A 19,541-nucleotide genomic window follows, 5' to 3' on the forward strand; every position below is an offset into this window, starting at 1 on the left:
CGGTCATCCGGTCCTCCCAGCTGCAGTTGTGTTGTGGGCAACTGCTGCGGCGCTCCCGCCCACCGATTCATGTCGTCGGCGAGTTGCCGGCTGTCCCTGACCCTGGCTGTGCCGTCGTTCAGTGCACTTTGCCGACGACCCACGCGGCCGGCGAAGACGGGTCATCGCCGGCCATGTACTCGGTGGCGCCGCGCAGGAAGTCGTCGTGGGTGATGCGGTGGTCGCCGTCGGTATCGAGGTAGCGGAACACCTCACGGGAGGTGGCTTCGGGTACGAGGAAGCCGCACAGCATGCCGTGGGTGTACTCGGCCTCGCTGATCAGTCCGTCCTGGTCGCGGTCCATGAGCGTGCAGGCGAGTTCACCGGTGCGCAGAACGGCCGTGAATCCGGGGTGGTTGGCGGTGGCCAGCATTTCGTGCCAGCTGTCGATCACGTTGGCGGGGGTCGCGCCGGTCTCGTCGTAGCGGCCCTGGGGCGAGATGATTTCGTCCCACACCTCGCGGAGCGTGGCGCGCAGCCGGAGGGCGAGCTCGTGATCACCGGTGAGGCCGACGGCTGCGCTCCAGCGGTCAGCGGCCAGGGCGAAGTCGTTGCGGGTGACGAGGAAGTCGCGGTCAGCGTCAAAGCAGCCGAACCACTGCCGGATCTTGCACGCGAAGAAGCTCTCCTGCTGCGCTGATGGACTGGCGGTGTCCGGAGGTGTGTCCATCTACTGGCCCTTTCGCCGAAGAAGGATGATGCCGGCTGCGGTTGTCCATGCACACGGCGGCAGAACCGGACGTTCTCGGTTCGTGACTGCGATGGCCGCCCATGCGCATCCGAGTGGCACCAGGCTGACGGTGTACGTGACCTGAAGGACATTCCAGGAGCTGGTCACGATCAGAAGCCCGGCGCGATCCTCGCGGAATCCTGGATACGACTGACCCATCATGACGATGTTCAGGTAGGGGCCGGACCCACACGATGCACGTGATGGCGAAAGCCATGCCACCGCCGATCATGGTGAGGGACGGAAGGCAGAGCTTTCCCTTCCTGGAGATGATGGCCAGGGCGAAGAGCCAGAGGAACAGCGTGATGGACAGCTCGAAGACGAGCGCGAGGATGGACTGGATCTCTCCTCGGGGGACGGCGTAGTCCACGTACGTTCGTCCGTGGAGGTTGTCGTCCGGGTAGGGGAACCCGTTGCCCAGAGCAACACACGGGATGATGGTCAGGGGGAGAAAACCCACCATCCCGGCCCATCGCAGGTAGCGGTTCTCGGCCATGGGTTCCCTCCGTGGGTGCCGGGCGGTTGTGTGCGGAGGCGGGCTAGCGGTTGTGCAGCTGTCCTACGAGGGAGGCGGCCGGCGAGGTGGGGTCGTCGGTGGAGAGGAATTCGAGCGAGACGCGCAGCAGGTCCTCGGCGGTGATACGTCCATCGCCCTTGGTGTCGGCATAGCGGAAGGCCGCGATGGCCGGCTCGCGGGCCACGAGGAGGCCGTGGTGCCAGGGGGTGACGAACTCGGCTTCGCTGATGTAGCCGTCGCCGTCCCTGTCGCACATCAGGAAGCACAGGCCGGCGAAGTCGATGAACGTGGCGGTGGCCGGGTGGTTGGGAGCGGCCAGCACTTGGCGCATGCTGACGACGACCTCGTCGATGCCGGCGCCGCTGTTGTCGTAGCGGCCGTCGGGGGATACCGCCGTGTCCCAGACCTTCCGCAGCGTGTTCCTCATCTGCACGGTGAGTTCGGCGTCGCCGGGAAGACCGACGGCGGCGCTCCAGCGATCGGCGGTGCGCGCGAAGTCGTCACGGGTGAGGTGGAAGTCGCGGTCGGCGTCGAAACAGCTTGCCCACAGACGGAATTTGCGGGTGAAGAGGTCTGGTTCGTGTGCTGCCGGCGTGCTGATGGCGTTCATGACGGTTGCCTCCGGCTTGATGTGGTGGCCTTCACGAATCGAGTGGTTCACCGTCTCCGGGCGCGGGCTCATCAGCGGGTTTGTGGCCCATCTGTTCGATGAGCCAGTCGGTGATGCCGGCGGCGGTGGGCTTGGTCCACAGCACGGCCGTGTCGATGGTCAGACCGAGTGAGTGCTGCAGGCGCTGGCGTAGCTGCATGGCGGCCAGGGAGTCGAGGCCGAGCATCACCATGGAGGTGGTCGGCGTGATGTGCTGCCTGGGTGCGTTGAGGATTTCCCTCAGGGTGTCGATGACGTGGGCGTGCAGCAGTGTCCTGCGGTGGGCGTCATCGGGAGCGGCCAGCAGGTCGGCCAAGCGGTCCGGGGTCCGGTCACCGGGTGCCGAGCGGGTGGTGGTGTCGGCGAAGAGGGCGGATGCCGCGGCCTGGGGGTACGGCGCGAGCCACTGGGCGGGGTCGATGGGTGAGTAACTGATGTGGGTGTAGCCGGCGGAGAGGATGCGGTCGAGGGCGTCGATTCCGTCGGCCGGGTTGATCATGGCGAATCCGCGGCGTTCCATGTCCTGTCCGGCCCCGACCTCGGACCAGGCTCCCCACTGGACGGCAGTGGCGGGCAGGCCTTGGGCCCGCCGGTGGGCGGTGAGGTCGTCGAGGAAGGCGTTGGCGGCGGCGTAGGCGGCCTGGCCGGGGGATCCGATCAGTGCGGCGAGGGAGGAGTAGAGGACGAAGAAGTCCAGTTCGTGGTCGAGAGCGGCCCGGTGGAGCTCCCACGCCCCGGTGGCCTTGCCTCGCCAGACCCGGTCCAGCAGGGCCTGGTCGAGCTTGTCCAGGAGGGCGTCTTCGACCACGCCGGCACTGTGGACGATTCCTCGCAAGGGCATGTTGTTGCTGGTCGCGGTCGCGATGGCCTCGCTTGTCGTCTCCGGGGCAGCGATGTCGCCCAGCACTACGCGCACATCACACCCCTGCTTACGCAGGGCCTCGACCTGGGCAGTGGCTGCAGGGGCCGGAGCGTGGCGTGAGCACAGCACGACTCGGCCGGCGCCCTTGTCGGCGAGGTACCCGGCGGTCAGCAGCCCGAGCCCGCCCAGACCGCCGCTGATCAGGTAGGAGCCGTCTGCCCGTATGCCGGCTGCATGATCCTGTGCTGGTTGCGGTGATGCCAGGGTCAGTCTGCGCAGTTGCCGCTGCCCACCGCGGAGCCGTACTTCCCGGATGACAGGATCGGCGGCCAGGAGTTCCAGTGCGGCCTTCTCCGGTCGGTCGGCTTCGAGGAGACTGGGGGCGAGCCGGGGGTATTCGAAGGCGGCCGTGCGCAGTACCCCGCGCAGTCCGGCGATGCCCAGCCCAGTACCTGGGGTGAGGGTGGCCAGCCACAGCCGTGGGGGTGCGGAGAGGCAGGCGAGCTGCCGCAGCAGGGCGCACAACCGGCCTACCCGGGCACGGGCGGTGCGTTCGGCCTGTCCCGGAGCCCCGCCGCCGGGGACGTAGACCACCGTCGGATTCATCTGTGCTGTCAGCAGTTTCTCCAGCATCGGCGGGTCAGCGTCGGGCATGGGCAGCAGGTGGCAGGCGGCGCCTTTGCCGGTCAGCGCGTCGGCGAGAGGCTGGGCCCTCATGCGGTCCTCGGCCACCAGCACGAACAATCCCGCTGGGGCACCCGTGATGCCGACGGGCTGGTGTTCGCTCCAGGTCAGGTGGGCCAGTCGCGAGACGAACCGTTCGTCCGGCGTGGTGATGTTGGCGACCCGCAGTCCTTCGACGCGGGCTGCCACGGCGCCGTCGTCGGTGGCGAGCAGCAAGTTCGCGGTGCACCCCAGGTCATCGGCCCCGGTGAGCTCGGCGTGGCAGGTGCGTACAGCCCAGGTGGACGCGTAGATCTCCACGTGGTCGAAGCCGGCCACGACGACCGGGCCGGGGGCCAGCTGGTAGTGGTGGCGCCAGACGGCAATGGCGGCTTGCACGGCGGAGTCCAGCAGCGCGGGATGGATGCGCATCATCCACGACGAGACCCGTGCCGGATCGGGGATGCGCAGCCGCGCCCGGGCCCGGTCTTCTTCACTGTGGACGTGGAGGGATTCCAGGCCACGGAAGGCGGGGCCGTGTACCACTTGGTGCCGGTTACGGAAGTACGCATAGAGGTCTGACGGTGCTACCGGCTCCCACAGGCGCACATCAGGTTGCGGGCAGGGAGGCGCTGCTCCCTCAGGTGCGGCGATGGTCGCCCGGCCATGGACAACGTGCGCGTTCCCGGCCTGGGAGAGCACCTCGGCATGGACAACGCCTTCGATGCCGGTTTCGGCGCGCACGCTCACTACGGGTTCCGGCTCGAGGAGCAGGGGGGCGAGCAGCCGCAGCCCGGTGACGGCAACGTGATCGGTGCCGAAGACGGTGGCGGCGGCCGCGAGCATCATCTCGCACAGCCCGGCCCCGGCCATGACAGGGGCACCGGCCACCTGGTGGTCTTCCAGCCACGGCAGGCGCTTCGGGCCGAGAGGGGTCTGCCACAGGTGACGGCCGGGGTGTTCGGGGTCGTGAACATGGCCGCCCAGCAGGGCATGCTGCGTGGCGCCGACCAACTGCGGAGCGATGAGCTCGTACGGCGGATCGAAGCGCTGATGAACACGGTGCCAGGTAGCGGTCGGCACATCGACCAGTTTCCCCTGGTACCGGGCGGCCCAGTCCACGGCGGCACCCGCGCAGTGGGCAGCGCCCACGCCTTCCGCAAACGCCAGCTCGTCGTCCGTATCACGGCGCAGGGTGCCGACCGCGATCACGTCGTCGATGCCGACGGCCCGGGCGGTGTCCTGGACGGCGCGCACGGCCAGGGGGTGGCTGGTGCATTCGACGAACAGCCGGTGTCCGTCGGACAGGGCCGCGGCAACAGCCTGCTCGAACCGCACCGGGGCCCGCAGGTTCGCCGCCCAGTAGGGGCCGTCCAGCCGTATTCGCGCCCGAGGATCCTCATCGACAGTGGTGTAGAACCGCACGTGCGGCTGCTGCGGGTCGAGATCGGTCAGGGCATCGGTGATGGGAGCCACGAGCTTTTCCATGTGCGGGCTGTGCGAGGCGTAGTCGACCCTCACCAGACCCGTGCCCTCCCCGCGCTCCTGCCACCGGCACACCAGGTCCTCCACCTGGTCTCGGTCACCGGCGACGACCACTGAGGAGGGGGAGGTGAATACCGCGATGTTCACCCGGTCCGCACCAGCCGCCGCAAGGTCAGCGGCGACGGTTTGCGCGTCACAGGTCACCGAGGCCATCAGCCCGCCGGTCGCATCGCGCAGCAACCGCGCCCGGCGGCAGATCACCCTCACTCCGTCGCGCGTCGACAACCCTCCGGCCACCACAGACGCCGCGACCTCGCCGAGGGAATGACCGATCACCGCCGCAGGTTCGATGCCCCATGCGCGCCACAGGGCGGCGAGCGCGACCTGCACGGCGAACAGCACCGGCTGGATCCGATCCACCCCGCTCAGCTGGTCCGGATCCTGCAGCACCGCCCGCAGGGAAAACTTCCCTTCGGCGGCCATCAGCGGCTCGATCTCATCGATGACCGCCGTGAACACCGGATCGCGGTCCAGCAGCCGCCGGCACATGCCCGGCCACTGCGATCCCTGCCCCGTAAACACCAGGACCGGACCCGGCTGCCCGGGCCCCAGCACCGGGCGGCCCTGTACCGTTCCCTCCTCGTTGCGGCCGTCGGCAAAGGCCCGCAATCGGTCAGCCAGCTCACTCCTGTCGCGGGCAATGACCGCCAACCGCTCATTGCTGGCAGAGCGGCGCACCGCCAGCGTGTGCGCCACATCCTGCAGCGCAGCCCCTGGGTGGCCATTCACCCAGTCCGCCAGGCGGCGCGCCGCCTCCGGCAGCGCCTGAGGGGAGAAGGCTGACACCGCGAATACCCGGTACCTGCGCTCACGTCCCCGGGCCGGTTTCCGCCGCGGTGCGGGTGCGGGTGCGGGGGGTTCTTCGACGAGGAGGTGGGCGTTGGTTCCGGCAATGCCGTACGAGCAGACACCTGCCAGCCGCGGCGCGTCCTTCACCGGCCAGTCGGTGACCGTCTCCGTCGGCACGAACAGTCGCGACTCCGGATCCACCGGGATCGACGGATTCCATCCCGAGAAGTGCAAGTTCGGCGGGATGACCCCGTGCTGGACAGCCAGGATCGCTTTGATCAGGCCGGCCACCCCGGAGGTGGGTTCGCTGTGCCCGACGTTCGTCTTGACCGATCCCAGCGCACACCGCCCCCGGCCGCGCCCGTAGACCGCATTGATGGACGTGTACTCGATCGGGTCCCCATGAAAGGTGCCCGGCCCGTGGGCCTCCACGAAGCCGACATCCCCCGCATCGACCCCGGCACCCTTCAAGGCCAGACGGAAAGTCTCCTGCTGCATCAACGACGACGGTGCGGTCATCCGCTCCGACTGACCGTCCGCCGTGACCGCCGACCCGCGCACCACCGCCAGCACCCGGTCCCCATCAGCGAGCGCGTCCTCCAACCGCTTCAGCAGCAGCATGCCCGCGCCCTCGCCGCGCACGTAGCCGTCGGCGCGCCCATCGAAAGCAAAGCACCTGCCCCGTGCCGAAGTCAGCCATTTCGCCTCGTAGTGCAGCGTCTCCGGCGACACCATCAGCAGTACCGCGCCCGCCAGCGCCATCTCGCACTCGCCACCGGCCAGCGCCCGGCATGCCTGGTGGACGGCCACCAACCCCGAGGAACACATCGTCTCGATCACCATCGCCGGACCCCGCAGATCCAGCGCGAACGTGATCCGTCCCGGCGCATTCCCCGCCAGGTTCCCGAACAGATACATGCCGTCGACCCAGTCCCGCACCGGCCGGGCCGAACGAAGCAGACCATCCGGCGCGTACAACCCCACATACACCCCGGTACGCGACCCGCGGATCCGGCCGACGGGAATCCCCGCGTGCTCGACCGCCTCCCACGCCACCTCCACAGCAAGGCGGTGCTGCGGATCCATCAACATGCCCTCACGCGGCGCCACCGACAACGCGGCCGGCTCCCACGCCCAGACATCTCCCTCGATGAAGCAGCCCCGGTCGTAACGCTCCGCGTCATCAGGATGCTGGAACCCCTTCAACCGCTGCGCGTTCCACCGGCCCGGAGGCACCGTTCCCACCGTGTCCCGACCCTCAAGGAGCAGCTCCCACAAGTCATGGGCAGACTGCACTCCTCCAGGGAACCGGCACCCCACACCGATCACCGCTATCGCAGAGCCACGCCGTGCTGACATCGTTCCCCCCAGCCCCTACTCGGCGATCGCCGTGCTGTAGCTGAACCGGAACACCGGCACCGGCCGCCCCTGAACCAGACGCATCTCGTCCGTACGTTCGAAGTGGTGATGTCGCCCGTAATACGCCACCGTCAGCCGGGCGGATCCTGAAGCGAAGCCCGGCGGCAGCCGGTACGGGCTCGGTAGGCCGGACGGGCCGCCCAACAGCACCGCCAGCCCATCCATATCAGTCGCGTGGTTGTCGGCCATGAGGCACACCTCCTCCGATGCCGCGGCAGTCAACACCTCCCGCGGACCCGGGAAGCGGGCTGAAAGTCGACCCGCGCAATTCAGTGAGCCCCCGGGCGCCGTTTGCCGCCAGAGCACGCGCAATGGCGCCCGGAGCGCACAACGAAGCACCCCACACGTCGTGCGCCCCCGCACACACGCCGGAGTGCAGCCGAGGCGCCCTTCACCCGCCGGGGGAACCGTTCCGCAGGTTCGGGTGTCCGGGGTCGCCGGCAGACCGGACGGCGAAGAGCTGCTGGGGACCGGCGGGGCCTGGTCAACGGTCATGCTCGGCAAGAACCCCACCTGCCACAAGACCAGGATCTTTGCCACAGGTGGCGACGCCGTTTCGGCTGCTGGAGGACGTCGAGGAGCATGGGTGCCGTCCGTTGTCACTGCTGGTCTCAGCCGGACACCGCCACGACTCTCTCTACTTCGAGGCGGTCATGGCCGGCATCCGCGTGCCCGGAATCGGGAGCGGCAGACCCAGGACGGGACCGGACAGCTGAGCGCGGATCGCGCGTACTCCTCTCGCGCGATCCGCGTCTATCTGCGCCGTCGCGGCATCACCGCGGTGATCCCGGAACCGCTGATCAGATTGCTGACCGCAAGCGGCGCGGCGCGCGGCGGCCGCCCCCCCCAGCTTCGACCGCCAGGCGTACAAGCACCGCAATACTGTCGAGCGATGCATCAACCGGCTCAAGGTGCGACACGAAGTCGCACACGTTAAGTGGGAAAGCCACGAAGGAAGGAGAAATGTGCTGACCCCGGATTAGTGTCCGCAATCCGTTCCCGCGCTCACATGCGTCGCCGGTAACAGCGGGGTGTGAAGCTGAGCGTTCAAGCCCAAGGGTTCCCTGGCCATCGGGGAACAACAGGCGAGGGAAAGGCTGGACGGGTGAACCGCGTGAACCCCCGTTGATGTCTCGTAAGGTTGAAGCCGCCCGATGGTTCGCAATCAGTGGCTACAGAACCCGGCGTCGGAAGACGTCAGGCGACTTCCGGAGATTTGAGACCGGGAGGAGGACACCGCCGGTTCCGGGATAGAGGGGGCACCCACCCCAGCCGCAACTTACGTGTGTGGAACGTGGAAACCCCGTTGGAGTCCGGGCTCGCCCGGTAAGCCGACCGTAAGGAAGGCCCAACTCTCCAGCGGGAACAGGACGGCCCAAGAAGCGAATGCCGGTCGACTGAAAGGTCAGAGGAAACCCTGGAGTCCTTCAACCCAGGCCATAACTCGCCGGATACAGGTCTGATGGCCTGATCCGAAAGGGTGCCCACGTGGGCCGGGTGAGCCTTTGAACCATCCCGAGTAATGACGCCAGAACCTGCCGGACAAGTTGGACGCGAAGGAGGAACATGCGACAGACAGTCTCTACTGCCGGCCGCACCTCCACAGTGAACGGACCGCAGGGCGAACCACTGGACTGGCACAGCATCGACTGGGCCAGCACTGAGGGAAACGTACGGCGCCTGAGACAACGGATCTTCAAAGCGACACAGGAAGGGGACCTCAAGAAGGTTCGCAATCTGCAGAAGCTCATGCTGCGGAGCCGCAGTAACACGCTCTTGAGCGTGAAACGGGTGACGCAGCAGAGCAAGGGCCGCAAGACGGCAGGCATCGACAGGGAACGAGCACTCACCCCCCAGGCGCGAGCTCGCATGGCGGTCGATATCGACCAGCAAACCCAACCCTGGAGAGCCAGGCCCGTCAAACGGGTCTACATCCCGAAGAGCAATGGAAAGAAACGCCCGCTCGGCATCCCAGTAATGCGCGACCGAGTAATTCAGGCACGCGTAAAGAACGCACTGGAACCCGAATGGGAAGCCCGGTTCGAATCACGATCCTACGGATTCCGACCAGGCCGCGGATGCCACGACGCCATCCAGGCGATCTTCAGCACCGCGAAGGGCAAAACGGCCAAGCGTCAGTGGGTACTCGACGCCGACCTGGCCGCAGCGTTCGACCACATCGACCACGACCACCTGCTCAGCGGCGTCGGCGGCTTCCCCGCCAGGGAACTTGTCCGGCAGTGGCTGAAGGCAGGCGTGGTCGACAACGGACGCTTCACTCGCACCGACGAGGGAACGCCTCAAGGCGGAGTGATCAGCCCCTTGTTGCTCAACATTGCACTTCACGGAATGGAGGAAGCCGCAGGCGTTCGTTTCGCAACCCGCAAAGGAACAGTGATGTGGGCCGCGAAGGGGACACCGATCCTGGTGCGTTATGCCGACGACTTTGCAGTGTTCTGCACGAGCAAGGATGAGGCTGAGACGGTCAAGTCGCGGCTTGGCGACTGGCTTGAACCCCGAGGTCTTCGCTTCAACGAAGAGAAGACGCGAATCCTTCACCTTTCCGAAGGGTTCGACTTCCTCGGCTTCAACGTCCGACGCCATGGCGACAGCCTGATCATCACGCCCAGCAAGGATGCGGTGAAGAGAATCCGGTATCGACTGCGGTCCGAGATGCAAGCTCTACTCGGACAGAGCATCACAGTCGCACTCCGCAGACTCTCCCCGATCGTCAGGGGCTGGTCTGCGTACTACCGGACGGTGGTATCCAGCAAAACATTTTCAGCGCTGGATAGCTACGTGTGGATGCTCACCTACAAGTGGGCGAAGCGCACCCACCCGAAGAAGTCGAAGCACTGGATCGTCAACAAGTACTTCGGCAGACTCAACCGGTCCAAGAACAATAACTGGGTCTTCGGTGACCGCACCACAGGTGCACATCTTCCCAAGTTCGCCTGGACCAACATCAGAAGACACCAACTAGTCAAGGGAAAGTCGTCACCCGACGATCCCGCGCTCCATGACTACTGGAGTCAGCGCCGCAGGACGCGCACACCTCCGCCAATGGACAAGATCAGCCTTACTCTGGCAGCCCGTCAGAAAGGACTCTGTCCGCTCTGCGGTCAGGCCCTCATCGTCGGAGCAGAATACGAGCCGGAAAGCCCACGCGAGTGGATCGACTGGTTCGACGCGATGAAGAAGCGGTTGCACAAACACCACTTCGCCTACCGTCGAGACGGCGGATCTGATGAAGTCAAGAACCTTCGACTCGTTCACTCCGAATGTCATCAGCAGCTTCATGCACGAGATGGCAGCAACAAATAGCAGATTCTGTGGAGCGTTTGGGCTTGCTTGAGCCGTGGTGCCTGGAAACAGGCATGCCCGGTTCTGAGGGGGCCGGGTCATGGCAACATGACCCGGCTACCCGACCAGTGGCGCGGTATTGCTATGTGCACCGACAAGCTCGCCATGCACTACCTCGCCGCACTTCACGTCGCGGTGGTCTTCCTCTGGGTGCGACCCTGACGGTATGGCCGCTCACCTCTGCCAGGAGAGCGCCTCAACCGCTGCGATGTCACCCGCCGCCAGCAGTCCGAAGAGCCGGAGAATCTCCTCGCGGGCGACATCACGCATCTCTCCCGGGGCCACCGAGTCCTCGTCCGGGTTCTCCCAGACCAGCAGACCGCCGCCGAAAGCGCTGAGACACCACCCGCTCTCATGGGTGAGCGAAACATCAGGGTGCTCGTCATCGGCCTGCGCCAGACCATCGAGCACTCGCCTCATCGTCTCCGGATCAGGCACATCGACCGTCCCGCCCATGACGTCATACATGAAGTAGCTCATCGACCAATTACCTCATGCGGTGATCCACGGGACACTGCCTCATCGGCCATGAGCTTCTTCATGGTTCTCTCCTGCAGGCGCCAGGTCCTATCAGGAGTCAATGGCTTGGTGGCGGGCAGAACTCTGCGTTGGCGATCTCGCCGGCCGGCGTGTTGCTGCCGGTGTAGGCGTTGAAGTGCAGGTGCAGGCGGTGTTTCCCGTCGCGGGTGCCCAGGGTCCACGCCTCGGTGCCGGCCCAGGCGCCGTTGTGGCCCCACAGCTCCACCCCGCAGGATGTGGACCACGTGCCGAGCCCGAGGCCGTAGTTTGAGCCGGGAACCTTGGTGGTCATCTCCTTCATCTGCGCCGGCGGCAGGAGCTCGCCCTCCAGCAGGGCAGTGAGGAAGCGGTCCATGTCGCCAGTGGTGGTGATGAGATCGCCCGCACCCCGGATGATGGAGGGGTCGTACTCGGTGACGTCGCGAACGACGTCCGGTTCTTCGATGAACGCGGTGTAGCCCCGACCGTGGGGGCTCGGCAGCGACTTGTCCGCGCCGGGCAGGACGGTGTCCTTCAGGCCGAGCGGTTCGATGATGCGCCGGCGCAGTTCGTTCTCGTAGGAGTGGCCGGTGGCCTTCTCGATGATCAGAGCGGCCAGGACGTAGTTGGTGTTGGAGTACGTGTGCGGGCCACCGGGCTGGTGGGTGGGCTCGTGGGAGACGGCAGCGGCCACCAGTTGCTCGGGCGTGAAGCTGTCGAACCGGTGGTCCAGCCACTTCTTGGTGCTCCAGTTCGCGGCGGGGAGGCCCCTGCCGTAGTCGAACAGGCCGCTGGTGTGGTTCAGCAGTTGCTTGACGGTGATCTTGCTGCCGTCGTTGCCGTTGCCGTGCACCATGCCCGGCAGCCACTTCTCCACCGTGTCGTCGAGGCGGAGCCGACCCTGCGCCTCCAGCTGGAGGATGACCGTGGCCACGAGCGTCTTGGTGATGCTGCCGGCGCGGAAGTGGTCACCGGCTTGCGGCGGCCGCTTGGTGGTGCGGTCGGCGACCCCGGCAGAGCCGTCCCACCAGCTCTTTCCGTCGTAGGAACCGACCAGGACTCCGGGAACTCCCTCGCGGACCGCGGCGTCCATCGCCTCCTGCGTAGGAACATGACCACCTCCCGGGTCCGCGACGGCCATTCCGGGCGGGGAGATTGCCATCAGCCCGGACACCAGGACGACCGCGAGAGCGGACATCCCTCGTTTCCCTCCCCGGCACCGCACCATGCCCTGCTCCATCTCCGCTCTCCTCCGACCGACCGGCACAGCCGCACACGACGCGCTTCATGCTTCCCGGCCGGTCATGCGGGTGGTACGGCGCCTCGTCGGCACGACGACGGCGCACGCGAGCACGTCAGGCGCACACCCTGCCCAACCCGGTGCACCCCTGTGCCGACCACGGGATCGACATGACGGCCCGCCGCCCCCCGGCTACGCCCGGCAGGGGCCGTACGGACGGTGATCTCCGAGCAGGACCTGGCCGCCGTACCGTCACCTCAGCCTTGGCCGACGCGATTCCCGCAAGGGAGGGTGCGACGTAGCCAATGATGGGGACCCGCTGCCATCGGGGCTGCCGGTGAAGCAGCCGGAAACCGTGGCGGGCAGCCGCGGCCTGGGACAGGCAGTGCCGACAGCAGCCCGGACGCTCGCGATGCCAACGTAGGGTGGAGGCGTCGGCGAAGCCGCAGCTGGCGGTCCAGGTGGTGTGTTCAATGGAACGGTCCATCGCGTTGCTGTCACGGTGGGCGGCAATTGTTGCTTCGTAGGAGCGAACCCCGTATGAGTCACCTGGACGAACCCCGTCATCTCCTCGTGCGCGCAGGAGGAGACCGGTCGCCCCTGTACGCGTCGGCGGCGGGCACGGACGCGGAGCTCGACGACTTCACCACCGTGATTCCAGTCGACGACCCTGCCCTGAATCTGCCCCAGGCTTTGGCTCACGGCTTGGTGACCTGGGCCATGGATCACCCGTCGGAAGGTTTCGCCTCACGAACCGAGCTGCGCAAGCACGCCGAGGACGGGTTGCACCTTGCCCAGACGCTGGCGGAGCACCTGGGGCGGACGTGGGTCGTACGCTTCTGGGACGAGCAGTACGACACGGCGAAGTTCGTGTGCTGGGCATGCCGGCGACTGCACTGGGCCGTCGACGCACACGCCGGCCCACCGCTTCCTGTCCATGTCGTGGTCGAGGGCGAGTATCGATGGCAGCCACTCCGCGCGGAAGGCTTTGGCGACTTCGCTCCGGACGATCCCGCCGCCGGCCTCGGCCTGTCCGACGATCTCGTGGCCGATCTGTACCAGTGGTCCAAGGACATCGACACCAGCATGGACCTGTACCTCGAGGAGCGTGACCCGGACAGGGACGACGCCAGACGGCGGGAGCTGGACCGGCGAGGCCGGGAACTGGCAGAACGAACCGCCCGCGAGCTCGGTCCGCGAAGAACCGTGACGTACGCGGGACTCGCTTAGCGAATTCCCCTTCGAGGGGGCCGAGGGGGCGGCAGGCTGACAGGTCCCGGCCGGTTCCGTATCGGTTCGGTGTGCTCCAAGGCCTTGCTCTCAGACAACGGAAGGAGGACGGAAGACGGCATGATGAAAGGAAAAGCCGCGCACGGGCACGATAAGCCGACAAAGCACTCTTTAGAGCTGAATTTATGGACTCGCGCTAGCCGATGTTGACGAAGAGCGCTGTCATATGACTGCCCTCCGCGGAGGGGGCCGGACCGGATGATCCGGCCATCTGCTCGTCGCACCCATGACGGGAAGGCAGGACTATGAGCAGACTCAAATTCGCAACCACGGCATCGGCCCTGACACTGGCCGTATCGGGGTTCCTCGGAGCCGCCGCCGCCACAGCGCAGGCGGATGCCGCGTACGACAACATCGGCATGTACAAGCAGGAGAAGACCCAGTGGTGCTGGGTGGCCTCCGGCCTGACGATCGCCAAGTACCACGGCTACGGCTCCACGCAGAGCGACTTCTGCACCCGGGCCAATCCGTACTACGGCTGCAACAACCAGCCGGCCACGCTCGACGACATGGCCAGGGGCTGGGGCAGCCTCGGCATGTCCCACACGGGCACGGGCCTGGGCAGGGCGGCCACCTTCAGCGAGGTCCAGACCGAGGTCCGGGGCCCACGGCCCGTCGGGGCGCGCATCGGCTGGACCTCCGGCGGCGGGCACATGAACGTCGTCTACGGCTACGACACGTCGAACAACACCATCGGCGTGGGCGACCCCTGGCCGGACACGGCCACCTACACGTGGTGGAACTACAACGACTACGTGAGCAACAGCTCGTTCAAGTGGACCCATTCCCGGATCGGCATCTCCGGCTAGGAGAGTGACATGCGCGACCACAGAACGTCCACCACACGGCGGGCCGCTCGATTCTCCCGCCTCCCCGTCACCGTGGCACTCGGCCTGTCCGCACTGCTGTCCGTGGCCGGCCCGGCCGCCGCGGCCAAGGCCCCGGCCGACCTCCCCAACCTCCAAGCCGCCCTGGACACCCTGAAGTCCACCGCCACCCGCGACGCCGTCTGCCGCTTCTTCAGCGCGCCGGTGCCGGACGGTGGGTCCGGCTCAGTGGTGACGATCCCCGCCAAGACCGAGCCGTGCGAGGGGGTGCCGGCCTTCACCATCAAGGACCCGGTGGCCCTGAACGAGCTCGCAGCGGGCTTCGCCGCGGGAACGTCCCAGCCCACACTCAACGACGCGGTCAAACTCGCCTACGCCGTCGCCGGAGTGTCCTTCTCCGGCGGCCGCACCGCCACCGTCATGCTCGCCCCCACCGGCACCACCGGCTGGCACCTGGCAGCCGTCCGGGAAGGCGACACGGACGCCGCCTACGCGGGCAAGGGCGATGTCGCGACGACGGTGTTCACCGAGCCGCAGATCCACGGCTACTACCAGCTGAAGCTCACCACGGTCGAGCCGCTGAACGACGCCGCCCGGCAGGGGCTGAACGGCCAGTCGTCGGTGTCGCTCACCGACTACCAGAAGCTGGTCAAGGCCCGCTACGCCGACAAGCAGCCCGGCTCGGAGTACGACACGAAGGGCTTCTCCAACGGCTTCGCCAACAGCCGCCGGCCCTCCTCGCCGTCCTCGACCGCGCTGATCATCGGCGGTTCGGGCACCGCACTCGCCCTCGTCGGCGGTGTCGTCGGCCTCCGCCGGCGCAAGCGCGCGCAGTCCGGCTGACACGCCCGAGCACATCCGCACACCCACCATGCTCCGCCCCGGTGCCCCGCCGCCTACGGCCCGGCGCCGGGGCGGAGCCCTGGCGATCCGCCAGGACGCGCACCGTGCTCCCATCTGCGGGCACGGCTCCCGAGTTTCTGCAGGCGTCCGACCAACCGGTGGGCCAGGCTGGAGCCGCTGTGGGCCCCACCGGCTACTGTGGCTCGATGCGTGAAACGCCGGAAGAACTCGACGAGCTCCAAGCCCTGCTCGACGCCTCCCTGTCCCGTTCCACCACCCACCTCCGCTCGATCATCGCTGAGCGCACTCTGACCGCAGAGCAGCTCGTCCGGCTGCTGACCGGCATGTGCACGCTCGCCCTGTCCACCGTGACGGCGAAGGGCGAGCCACGGATCAGCGGCGTGGACGGGCACTTCTTGCACGGCAAATGGCACTTCGGCACGGCGCGCAGCGCCGCCAAAGCCCGCCACCTCGCTGCACGTCCCGTCGCCAGCGTCGCGCACATGCGCGGGGAGGGCCTGGGCGTGTTCACGCACGGTACGGTGGAGATCCTCGACCCCGAGAGTGGTGACCTGGCCGAGGACTGGCCGAATCTGCTCGGGTACTTCAAGGACTTCTACGGCGCCGACGCCTTCGACTGGGACCACGACGTGGTCTACTACCGGTTGCGCCCGCACTGGATGACCGTCTACGCCCCCGATACCGGGACGCTCACCGGCGATTGACGGCAGGCTCTCATGGGATAGGCAGTGGTTCGTGCCCGACGATGAGAACGAACGGGGCCTCGTAGCGGACGGCGAGCTTGGCATGTGCGGTTGACACCGCCTGATGGCGCTCGGGGCGATCGCTCCCGCGGTCGCCGGCATGGTGCTCCCGGTAGTCGGCCTTGCACCACTTCGGCCGCCGGCCGCGTCGGGAGCCGGGCCTGTGCGCGTCCCCGCCGTCGGCGTGACCGCGCCGGACCGGAACAGCAACGCCGGTCGGCCCCCGGCTTAAACCGGAGAGAGCAGCGCGGCGACTTCCCGGCTGTGTCCGCGGATTCCAGACCCAGGGCCATCTGCTGACGGAAAGGGAGGACGTCGCACGCCCGGCCGCTCGCCATTGATCACAGGTGCCACCCCTTCCTGCCCGTTTTGTAGCGTTATCACCCAACGGTGTGAGTGCCAGTGACATTCACCGGTTGCCACCGTTGGGCAGGCGGGAGGGCTTGGGTGACTGCCCGTCGACAGAAGGGGCGTGCAGCATGAGGCCGACGAGGCGCCACCGGCGGCCGGCGCGCCGCACAAGCCGGGCCGGCATCCGCCGCGGTCGTACGAACTGGCCGCGCTTCGCCCTTGCTTCCTTCGCCGCCACGCTCCTGGCTGCCGGAACCGCCACGGTGACGACTGCGGCCGGGATTCCGATGTCCTTCGCCGTAGCGGGCAGCCCGTTCACTGTCACGGCTCACCGGCTGGAAGCGACCGGCGCCACGCAGTTCGCGTCTTTCCGCAAGGACGCGCAGGGCGTCGGTCGCGCCGCGGCGGTGGTGGGCGTCCGAAGCGCCCGGATCAGCGGCCTTTGCCAGTCCGCGGTGGCGCGCACTCCGCTCGGCCCCGTCACCCTCGTCATCCGCTCCGGCTCCGACGAGCCCGTGCGCGCCGAGAACATGGTGCTCGACCTCAGTCATCTCAGCGGGGACATGACCTTCGGGTCCGTGGAGATGGGCCGTGACGCGGCCACCCTGCGCGCATCCGGCGCCACGGGACTGGCCGGAACCTACGGGCAGCAAGCCCGCACGCTCACCGTTGACAACCTGCGGCTGAAGGCATGGTCACTCACGGCCGGTACGTTCTCGCTGGCGGGTGCCGACATGTCTGTCCAGCGAGGTGAGCGGCCGTGCGCCTGACCCGTCGACCGCGTCCGGTGGTGGCTTGTGTGCTGATCGCCGCCGCCGGTGCCGAGCTCGGGGCCCTTCCCCTCGGGCAACCCGGCCTGCTGGGGCTGCAGGGGGTCAACGGCGCGAGTGCGCTCCTTGTGGCGGCTGCGCTGCTGGGCTGCGCGGTACGCCTGTGGACCCGGCCGGCGACCACCGTCTCGAGCGGCGCGACGGCCGTGTTCCTGGGGCTGCTCTCCTACCCCCTGGCCAACCTGGGGGGATTCCTCCTCGGCATGCTGCTCGCGCTGCTCGGTGGCTCACTCGCTCTCGCGTGGCGGCCGGCGGATGACGAGGCGGCGCCGGCATCGGTGCCGGTTCGCAGGTGACCGTACGGGAGCGGAGCAGATGGGCAGATGAACAGGTGAGGGCGCACCGCGCAGTGCTCTTGCCCGCGCTGCTGCTTCCCGTCGTCTGCACGACGGGTCTTCTTCCCGGCCGGGCCGACGCCGTCCGGATGCCGCTGCTTCCGCCGGTTGCTTCGTCCTCGGCTCTCTCCGCTCCCTCCGCTCCCGCCGCTCCCTCCACGGCCTGCGCGGCGAACGTCCTGCCCCGCGCCCCTTCCCGCAGCGACGCTCCGGTGGGCCTCGCTCCCGATACCGTGACGTGTCCGGACAGGGCGAAGCCCGGTGGGCCGCCGGCCGGCGGTGCCGTGCTGCGGGCCGGGGAACTGACCGTGACCGACTTGCGGTGCGGACCGCCCCTCTCCCACGGCGTCTGCGGTGCCGGGCGTGTGGTCCTGGACGAGGTCCGCATCGGCTACCCGGGCTCCGGGGGAGAGCCCGGCTCCTGCATAACTGCCGAGCGCGTCACCCTTACCGGCCGGGTCCGCTTCCGGGCGGCCGTTCTCGGCGGCCGGGCGTTCGGCCGGCTGCCCCTGACCCTGTCCACGGCCGCGGTGCCGCCCCTGCCCGTCCCCTACGTGCGGCTGACAGGTGTGCACGCCACCGGCTTGTGGTCCCGCGCCGACCACGCCGTTGCTCAGCACGCGGCCATCACCCCCCAGCGCTCCGCCGGCGCAGAGCCGTCCTGCTGACGCGGGGGACGCGGGCCGCATGACCTGCGTAGCCGGGCGGCCGGCGGAAGCGCCGCCGGATCAGGCGAAAGCGCCGCCGGACCGGGCGGGCAGGGGCGCCGGATCAGGTAGAAGCGGCCGCCCGATCAGGCGGGCAGAGGCGCCTCCACGGCACCGAAGGCGCGAGCAAGGTAGAGATGGTCGACAGGCTCGGGGTCCGGTAGGTCACCCACGGCTCGCAGCAGGTTGGAGCGGTCGTAGGTGCGGTGCTGTGCGCCGAAGCCCAGGACTCCCGCGCCCTGCTGGGAGACCAGGGCTTCCAGCGAGGTGGGGCACGACACCTCGGGCACCAGGTCTACGGAGATGCCCGGGTAACGAGCCCTGAGCGCCGCGGTGACGGTTCCGGCCGAGACGTTGTGCGGATGCGTCACGTGCAGGGTGCGTACGGCGGCCTGCGGCTCCGCGCGGGCCGCCCGGACCATGGCCCGCGCGGCGTACTCGGCCGGCACCAAGTTGCCCTCGCCGTCGGGATCCGCCTGTACGCGCACGTGCAGGCTCTCTCCGCGCAGACCCGTGCCCCTGAGGTAGCGCGTCAGGCCGTGGCCACGAGCGGCGCGTGCGCGCATTCCGTTGTCGATCAGGCGGAGGAGCACGTCGAGCGGCTGCCCGGGAAGGTGCTCGGGAACGGGCCGGTCCGTGACCAGCAGGCCCGGCCGCAGGATCGTGACGCGTCGCCGGTTGCGCCTCGCCCAGGCGCGCACGAGGCGTTCGGCGGTGTACTTGCTCTCCTCGTAGGACGTCTGGAAGCCGTGCTCCTCGCTGAGGTCGTCCTCCAGCACGTGCCCGGTGAGCCGGCGGCCGGCCACGTAGGCCGTGCTGATGTGGAGCACGTGTGCTTCCGGCGCTTGGTCGGCGACCTCCAGGACGTGCCTGGTCCCCAGGACGTTGGAGGTGTGCAGGGGCACCGGGTCCCCCTCCAGGCTCAGCAGTGCCGCGCTGTGCCAGAGCTCGGTGAGGCCGTCCGTCGCGCGTGCGCGGTCCTCGGCCGACAGGCCGAGTCCCGGCACGGTGATGTCGCCGCTGAGAAAGCGCAGGCGGTCAAGGGCACCTTCCGGCAGGCGCGGTGCGTCCAGCCAGGTCACTGCGGCTTCGACGCGCGCCCGAAGCTGCTGACCGCTGCCGCGGCCCAGGACGAGGACCGGTTCGTCGCCTTCCTCGCTGAGCAGTTCGCGCAGGATGCGGCAGCCGAGGAATCCGGTGGCGCCGGTGAGCAGGATGGACAAGGCGTTTCCTTCGCTCGGAGAGGTCGGAGGGGTCGAAGGGGGCAGAGGGGTCGGAGG

15 protein-coding genes and 1 pseudogene are annotated in these 19,541 nt (G+C 68.1%); 9 read left to right on the top strand and 7 right to left on the bottom strand.

Annotated elements, in window-relative coordinates:
- Positions 1 to 118: 118 nt before the first annotated feature.
- The 4 genes from ACSNOH_RS06140 to ACSNOH_RS06155 all read right to left on the bottom strand — a co-directional run bounded on the left by ACSNOH_RS06140 (position 119) and on the right by ACSNOH_RS06155 (position 7,402).
- Positions 119 to 709 carry an EF-hand domain-containing protein gene (locus ACSNOH_RS06140; protein WP_436720161.1) on the bottom strand — a complete coding sequence of 197 codons (591 nt, stop codon included), beginning with the start codon at positions 707 to 709 and terminating at the stop codon, positions 119 to 121.
- A 599-nt stretch (positions 710 to 1,308) separates the two neighbouring features.
- Positions 1,309 to 1,968: an EF-hand domain-containing protein gene (locus tag ACSNOH_RS06145; RefSeq protein ID WP_436720162.1), complete on the bottom strand. Its 660-nt coding sequence runs from the start codon at positions 1,966 to 1,968 to the stop codon at positions 1,309 to 1,311.
- The gene (locus ACSNOH_RS06150) at positions 1,928 to 7,153 is read right to left on the bottom strand and encodes a type I polyketide synthase (RefSeq protein WP_436720163.1); all 5,226 of its coding nucleotides are present in this window, start codon (positions 7,151 to 7,153) and stop codon (positions 1,928 to 1,930) included. Before ACSNOH_RS06150 ends, ACSNOH_RS06145 begins: the two co-directional genes overlap by 41 nt.
- Before the next feature lie 15 nt (positions 7,154 to 7,168).
- On the bottom strand, positions 7,169 to 7,402 hold the full coding sequence (locus ACSNOH_RS06155; RefSeq protein ID WP_436720164.1) for a DUF5988 family protein: 234 nt from the start codon (positions 7,400 to 7,402) through the stop codon (positions 7,169 to 7,171).
- 401 nt (positions 7,403 to 7,803) lie between these two features.
- Here ACSNOH_RS06155 and ACSNOH_RS06160 point away from each other — a divergent pair.
- Both ACSNOH_RS06160 and ltrA read left to right on the top strand, forming a co-directional pair.
- A pseudogene (locus ACSNOH_RS06160) lies at positions 7,804 to 8,124 on the top strand (transposase); the annotation flags it as partial.
- 655 nt (positions 8,125 to 8,779) lie between these two features.
- Positions 8,780 to 10,537: a group II intron reverse transcriptase/maturase gene (gene ltrA, locus ACSNOH_RS06165; RefSeq protein ID WP_436720165.1), complete on the top strand. Its 1,758-nt coding sequence runs from the start codon at positions 8,780 to 8,782 to the stop codon at positions 10,535 to 10,537.
- Positions 10,538 to 10,750: 213 nt separating this feature from the next.
- Here ltrA and ACSNOH_RS06170 read toward each other — a convergent pair whose 3' ends face one another.
- Together ACSNOH_RS06170 and ACSNOH_RS06175 are read right to left on the bottom strand one after the other, a co-directional pair.
- Entirely contained in the window at positions 10,751 to 11,056 is a 306-nt protein-coding gene (locus ACSNOH_RS06170) for a hypothetical protein (RefSeq protein WP_436720166.1), read from the bottom strand.
- A gap of 97 nt (positions 11,057 to 11,153) precedes the next feature.
- A complete protein-coding gene (locus ACSNOH_RS06175; protein WP_436720167.1) occupies positions 11,154 to 12,272 on the bottom strand; it encodes a serine hydrolase domain-containing protein in 1,119 nt (372 codons plus the stop codon).
- Positions 12,273 to 12,854: 582 nt separating this feature from the next.
- Between ACSNOH_RS06175 and ACSNOH_RS06180 the strand changes: the two genes are divergently transcribed.
- The 7 genes from ACSNOH_RS06180 to ACSNOH_RS06210 all read left to right on the top strand — a co-directional run bounded on the left by ACSNOH_RS06180 (position 12,855) and on the right by ACSNOH_RS06210 (position 18,222).
- Positions 12,855 to 13,544: a hypothetical protein gene (locus ACSNOH_RS06180; protein WP_436720168.1), complete on the top strand. Its 690-nt coding sequence runs from the start codon at positions 12,855 to 12,857 to the stop codon at positions 13,542 to 13,544.
- A 305-nt stretch (positions 13,545 to 13,849) separates the two neighbouring features.
- Positions 13,850 to 14,413, top strand: coding sequence for a papain-like cysteine protease family protein (locus ACSNOH_RS06185; RefSeq protein ID WP_436720169.1), 564 nt, complete (start codon positions 13,850 to 13,852; stop codon positions 14,411 to 14,413).
- Between the two features lie 9 nt (positions 14,414 to 14,422).
- Positions 14,423 to 15,274 carry a hypothetical protein gene (locus tag ACSNOH_RS06190; protein WP_436720170.1) on the top strand — a complete coding sequence of 284 codons (852 nt, stop codon included), beginning with the start codon at positions 14,423 to 14,425 and terminating at the stop codon, positions 15,272 to 15,274.
- 206 nt (positions 15,275 to 15,480) lie between these two features.
- Positions 15,481 to 15,999 (top strand): pyridoxamine 5'-phosphate oxidase family protein, encoded by a 519-nt coding sequence (locus ACSNOH_RS06195; RefSeq protein ID WP_436720171.1) that lies wholly within the window; start codon positions 15,481 to 15,483, stop codon positions 15,997 to 15,999.
- A 518-nt stretch (positions 16,000 to 16,517) separates the two neighbouring features.
- Entirely contained in the window at positions 16,518 to 17,159 is a 642-nt protein-coding gene (locus tag ACSNOH_RS06200; protein ID WP_436720172.1) for a DUF6230 family protein, read from the top strand.
- Entirely contained in the window at positions 17,150 to 17,515 is a 366-nt protein-coding gene (locus ACSNOH_RS06205; RefSeq protein WP_436720173.1) for a DUF6114 domain-containing protein, read from the top strand. The genes ACSNOH_RS06200 and ACSNOH_RS06205 overlap by 10 nt, the downstream gene beginning before the upstream one ends.
- 347 nt (positions 17,516 to 17,862) lie before the next feature.
- The gene (locus ACSNOH_RS06210; protein ID WP_436720174.1) at positions 17,863 to 18,222 is read left to right on the top strand and encodes a hypothetical protein; all 360 of its coding nucleotides are present in this window, start codon (positions 17,863 to 17,865) and stop codon (positions 18,220 to 18,222) included.
- Between the two features lie 125 nt (positions 18,223 to 18,347).
- On the opposite strand, the gene ACSNOH_RS06215 is transcribed toward ACSNOH_RS06210, so the two are convergent.
- Positions 18,348 to 19,484 (bottom strand): SDR family oxidoreductase, encoded by a 1,137-nt coding sequence (locus tag ACSNOH_RS06215; RefSeq protein WP_436720175.1) that lies wholly within the window; start codon positions 19,482 to 19,484, stop codon positions 18,348 to 18,350.
- Positions 19,485 to 19,541 lie beyond the last annotated feature (57 nt).

Source organism: Streptomyces sp. URMC 127, assembly GCF_051386535.1.
Taxonomy (GTDB): Bacteria; Actinomycetota; Actinomycetes; order Streptomycetales; family Streptomycetaceae; genus Streptomyces.

What these genes read in the sequence shown, in the direction of transcription:
- ACSNOH_RS06170 (WP_436720166.1), bottom strand. Translation starts at nt 11,056, where the DNA reads ATGAGCTACTTCATGTATGACGTCATGGGCGGGACGGTCGATGTGCCT.
- ltrA (WP_436720165.1), top strand. Translation starts at nt 8,780, where the DNA reads ATGCGACAGACAGTCTCTACTGCCGGCCGCACCTCCACAGTGAACGGA.
- ACSNOH_RS06190 (WP_436720170.1), top strand. Translation starts at nt 14,423, where the DNA reads ATGCGCGACCACAGAACGTCCACCACACGGCGGGCCGCTCGATTCTCC.
- ACSNOH_RS06180 (WP_436720168.1), top strand. Translation starts at nt 12,855, where the DNA reads ATGAGTCACCTGGACGAACCCCGTCATCTCCTCGTGCGCGCAGGAGGA.
- ACSNOH_RS06150 (WP_436720163.1), bottom strand. Translation starts at nt 7,153, where the DNA reads ATGTCAGCACGGCGTGGCTCTGCGATAGCGGTGATCGGTGTGGGGTGC.
- ACSNOH_RS06140 (WP_436720161.1), bottom strand. Translation starts at nt 709, where the DNA reads ATGGACACACCTCCGGACACCGCCAGTCCATCAGCGCAGCAGGAGAGC.
- ACSNOH_RS06175 (WP_436720167.1), bottom strand. Translation starts at nt 12,272, where the DNA reads ATGTCCGCTCTCGCGGTCGTCCTGGTGTCCGGGCTGATGGCAATCTCC.
- ACSNOH_RS06200 (WP_436720172.1), top strand. Translation starts at nt 16,518, where the DNA reads ATGAGGCCGACGAGGCGCCACCGGCGGCCGGCGCGCCGCACAAGCCGG.
- ACSNOH_RS06185 (WP_436720169.1), top strand. Translation starts at nt 13,850, where the DNA reads ATGAGCAGACTCAAATTCGCAACCACGGCATCGGCCCTGACACTGGCC.
- ACSNOH_RS06155 (WP_436720164.1), bottom strand. Translation starts at nt 7,402, where the DNA reads ATGGCCGACAACCACGCGACTGATATGGATGGGCTGGCGGTGCTGTTG.
- ACSNOH_RS06145 (WP_436720162.1), bottom strand. Translation starts at nt 1,968, where the DNA reads ATGAGCCCGCGCCCGGAGACGGTGAACCACTCGATTCGTGAAGGCCAC.
- ACSNOH_RS06195 (WP_436720171.1), top strand. Translation starts at nt 15,481, where the DNA reads ATGCGTGAAACGCCGGAAGAACTCGACGAGCTCCAAGCCCTGCTCGAC.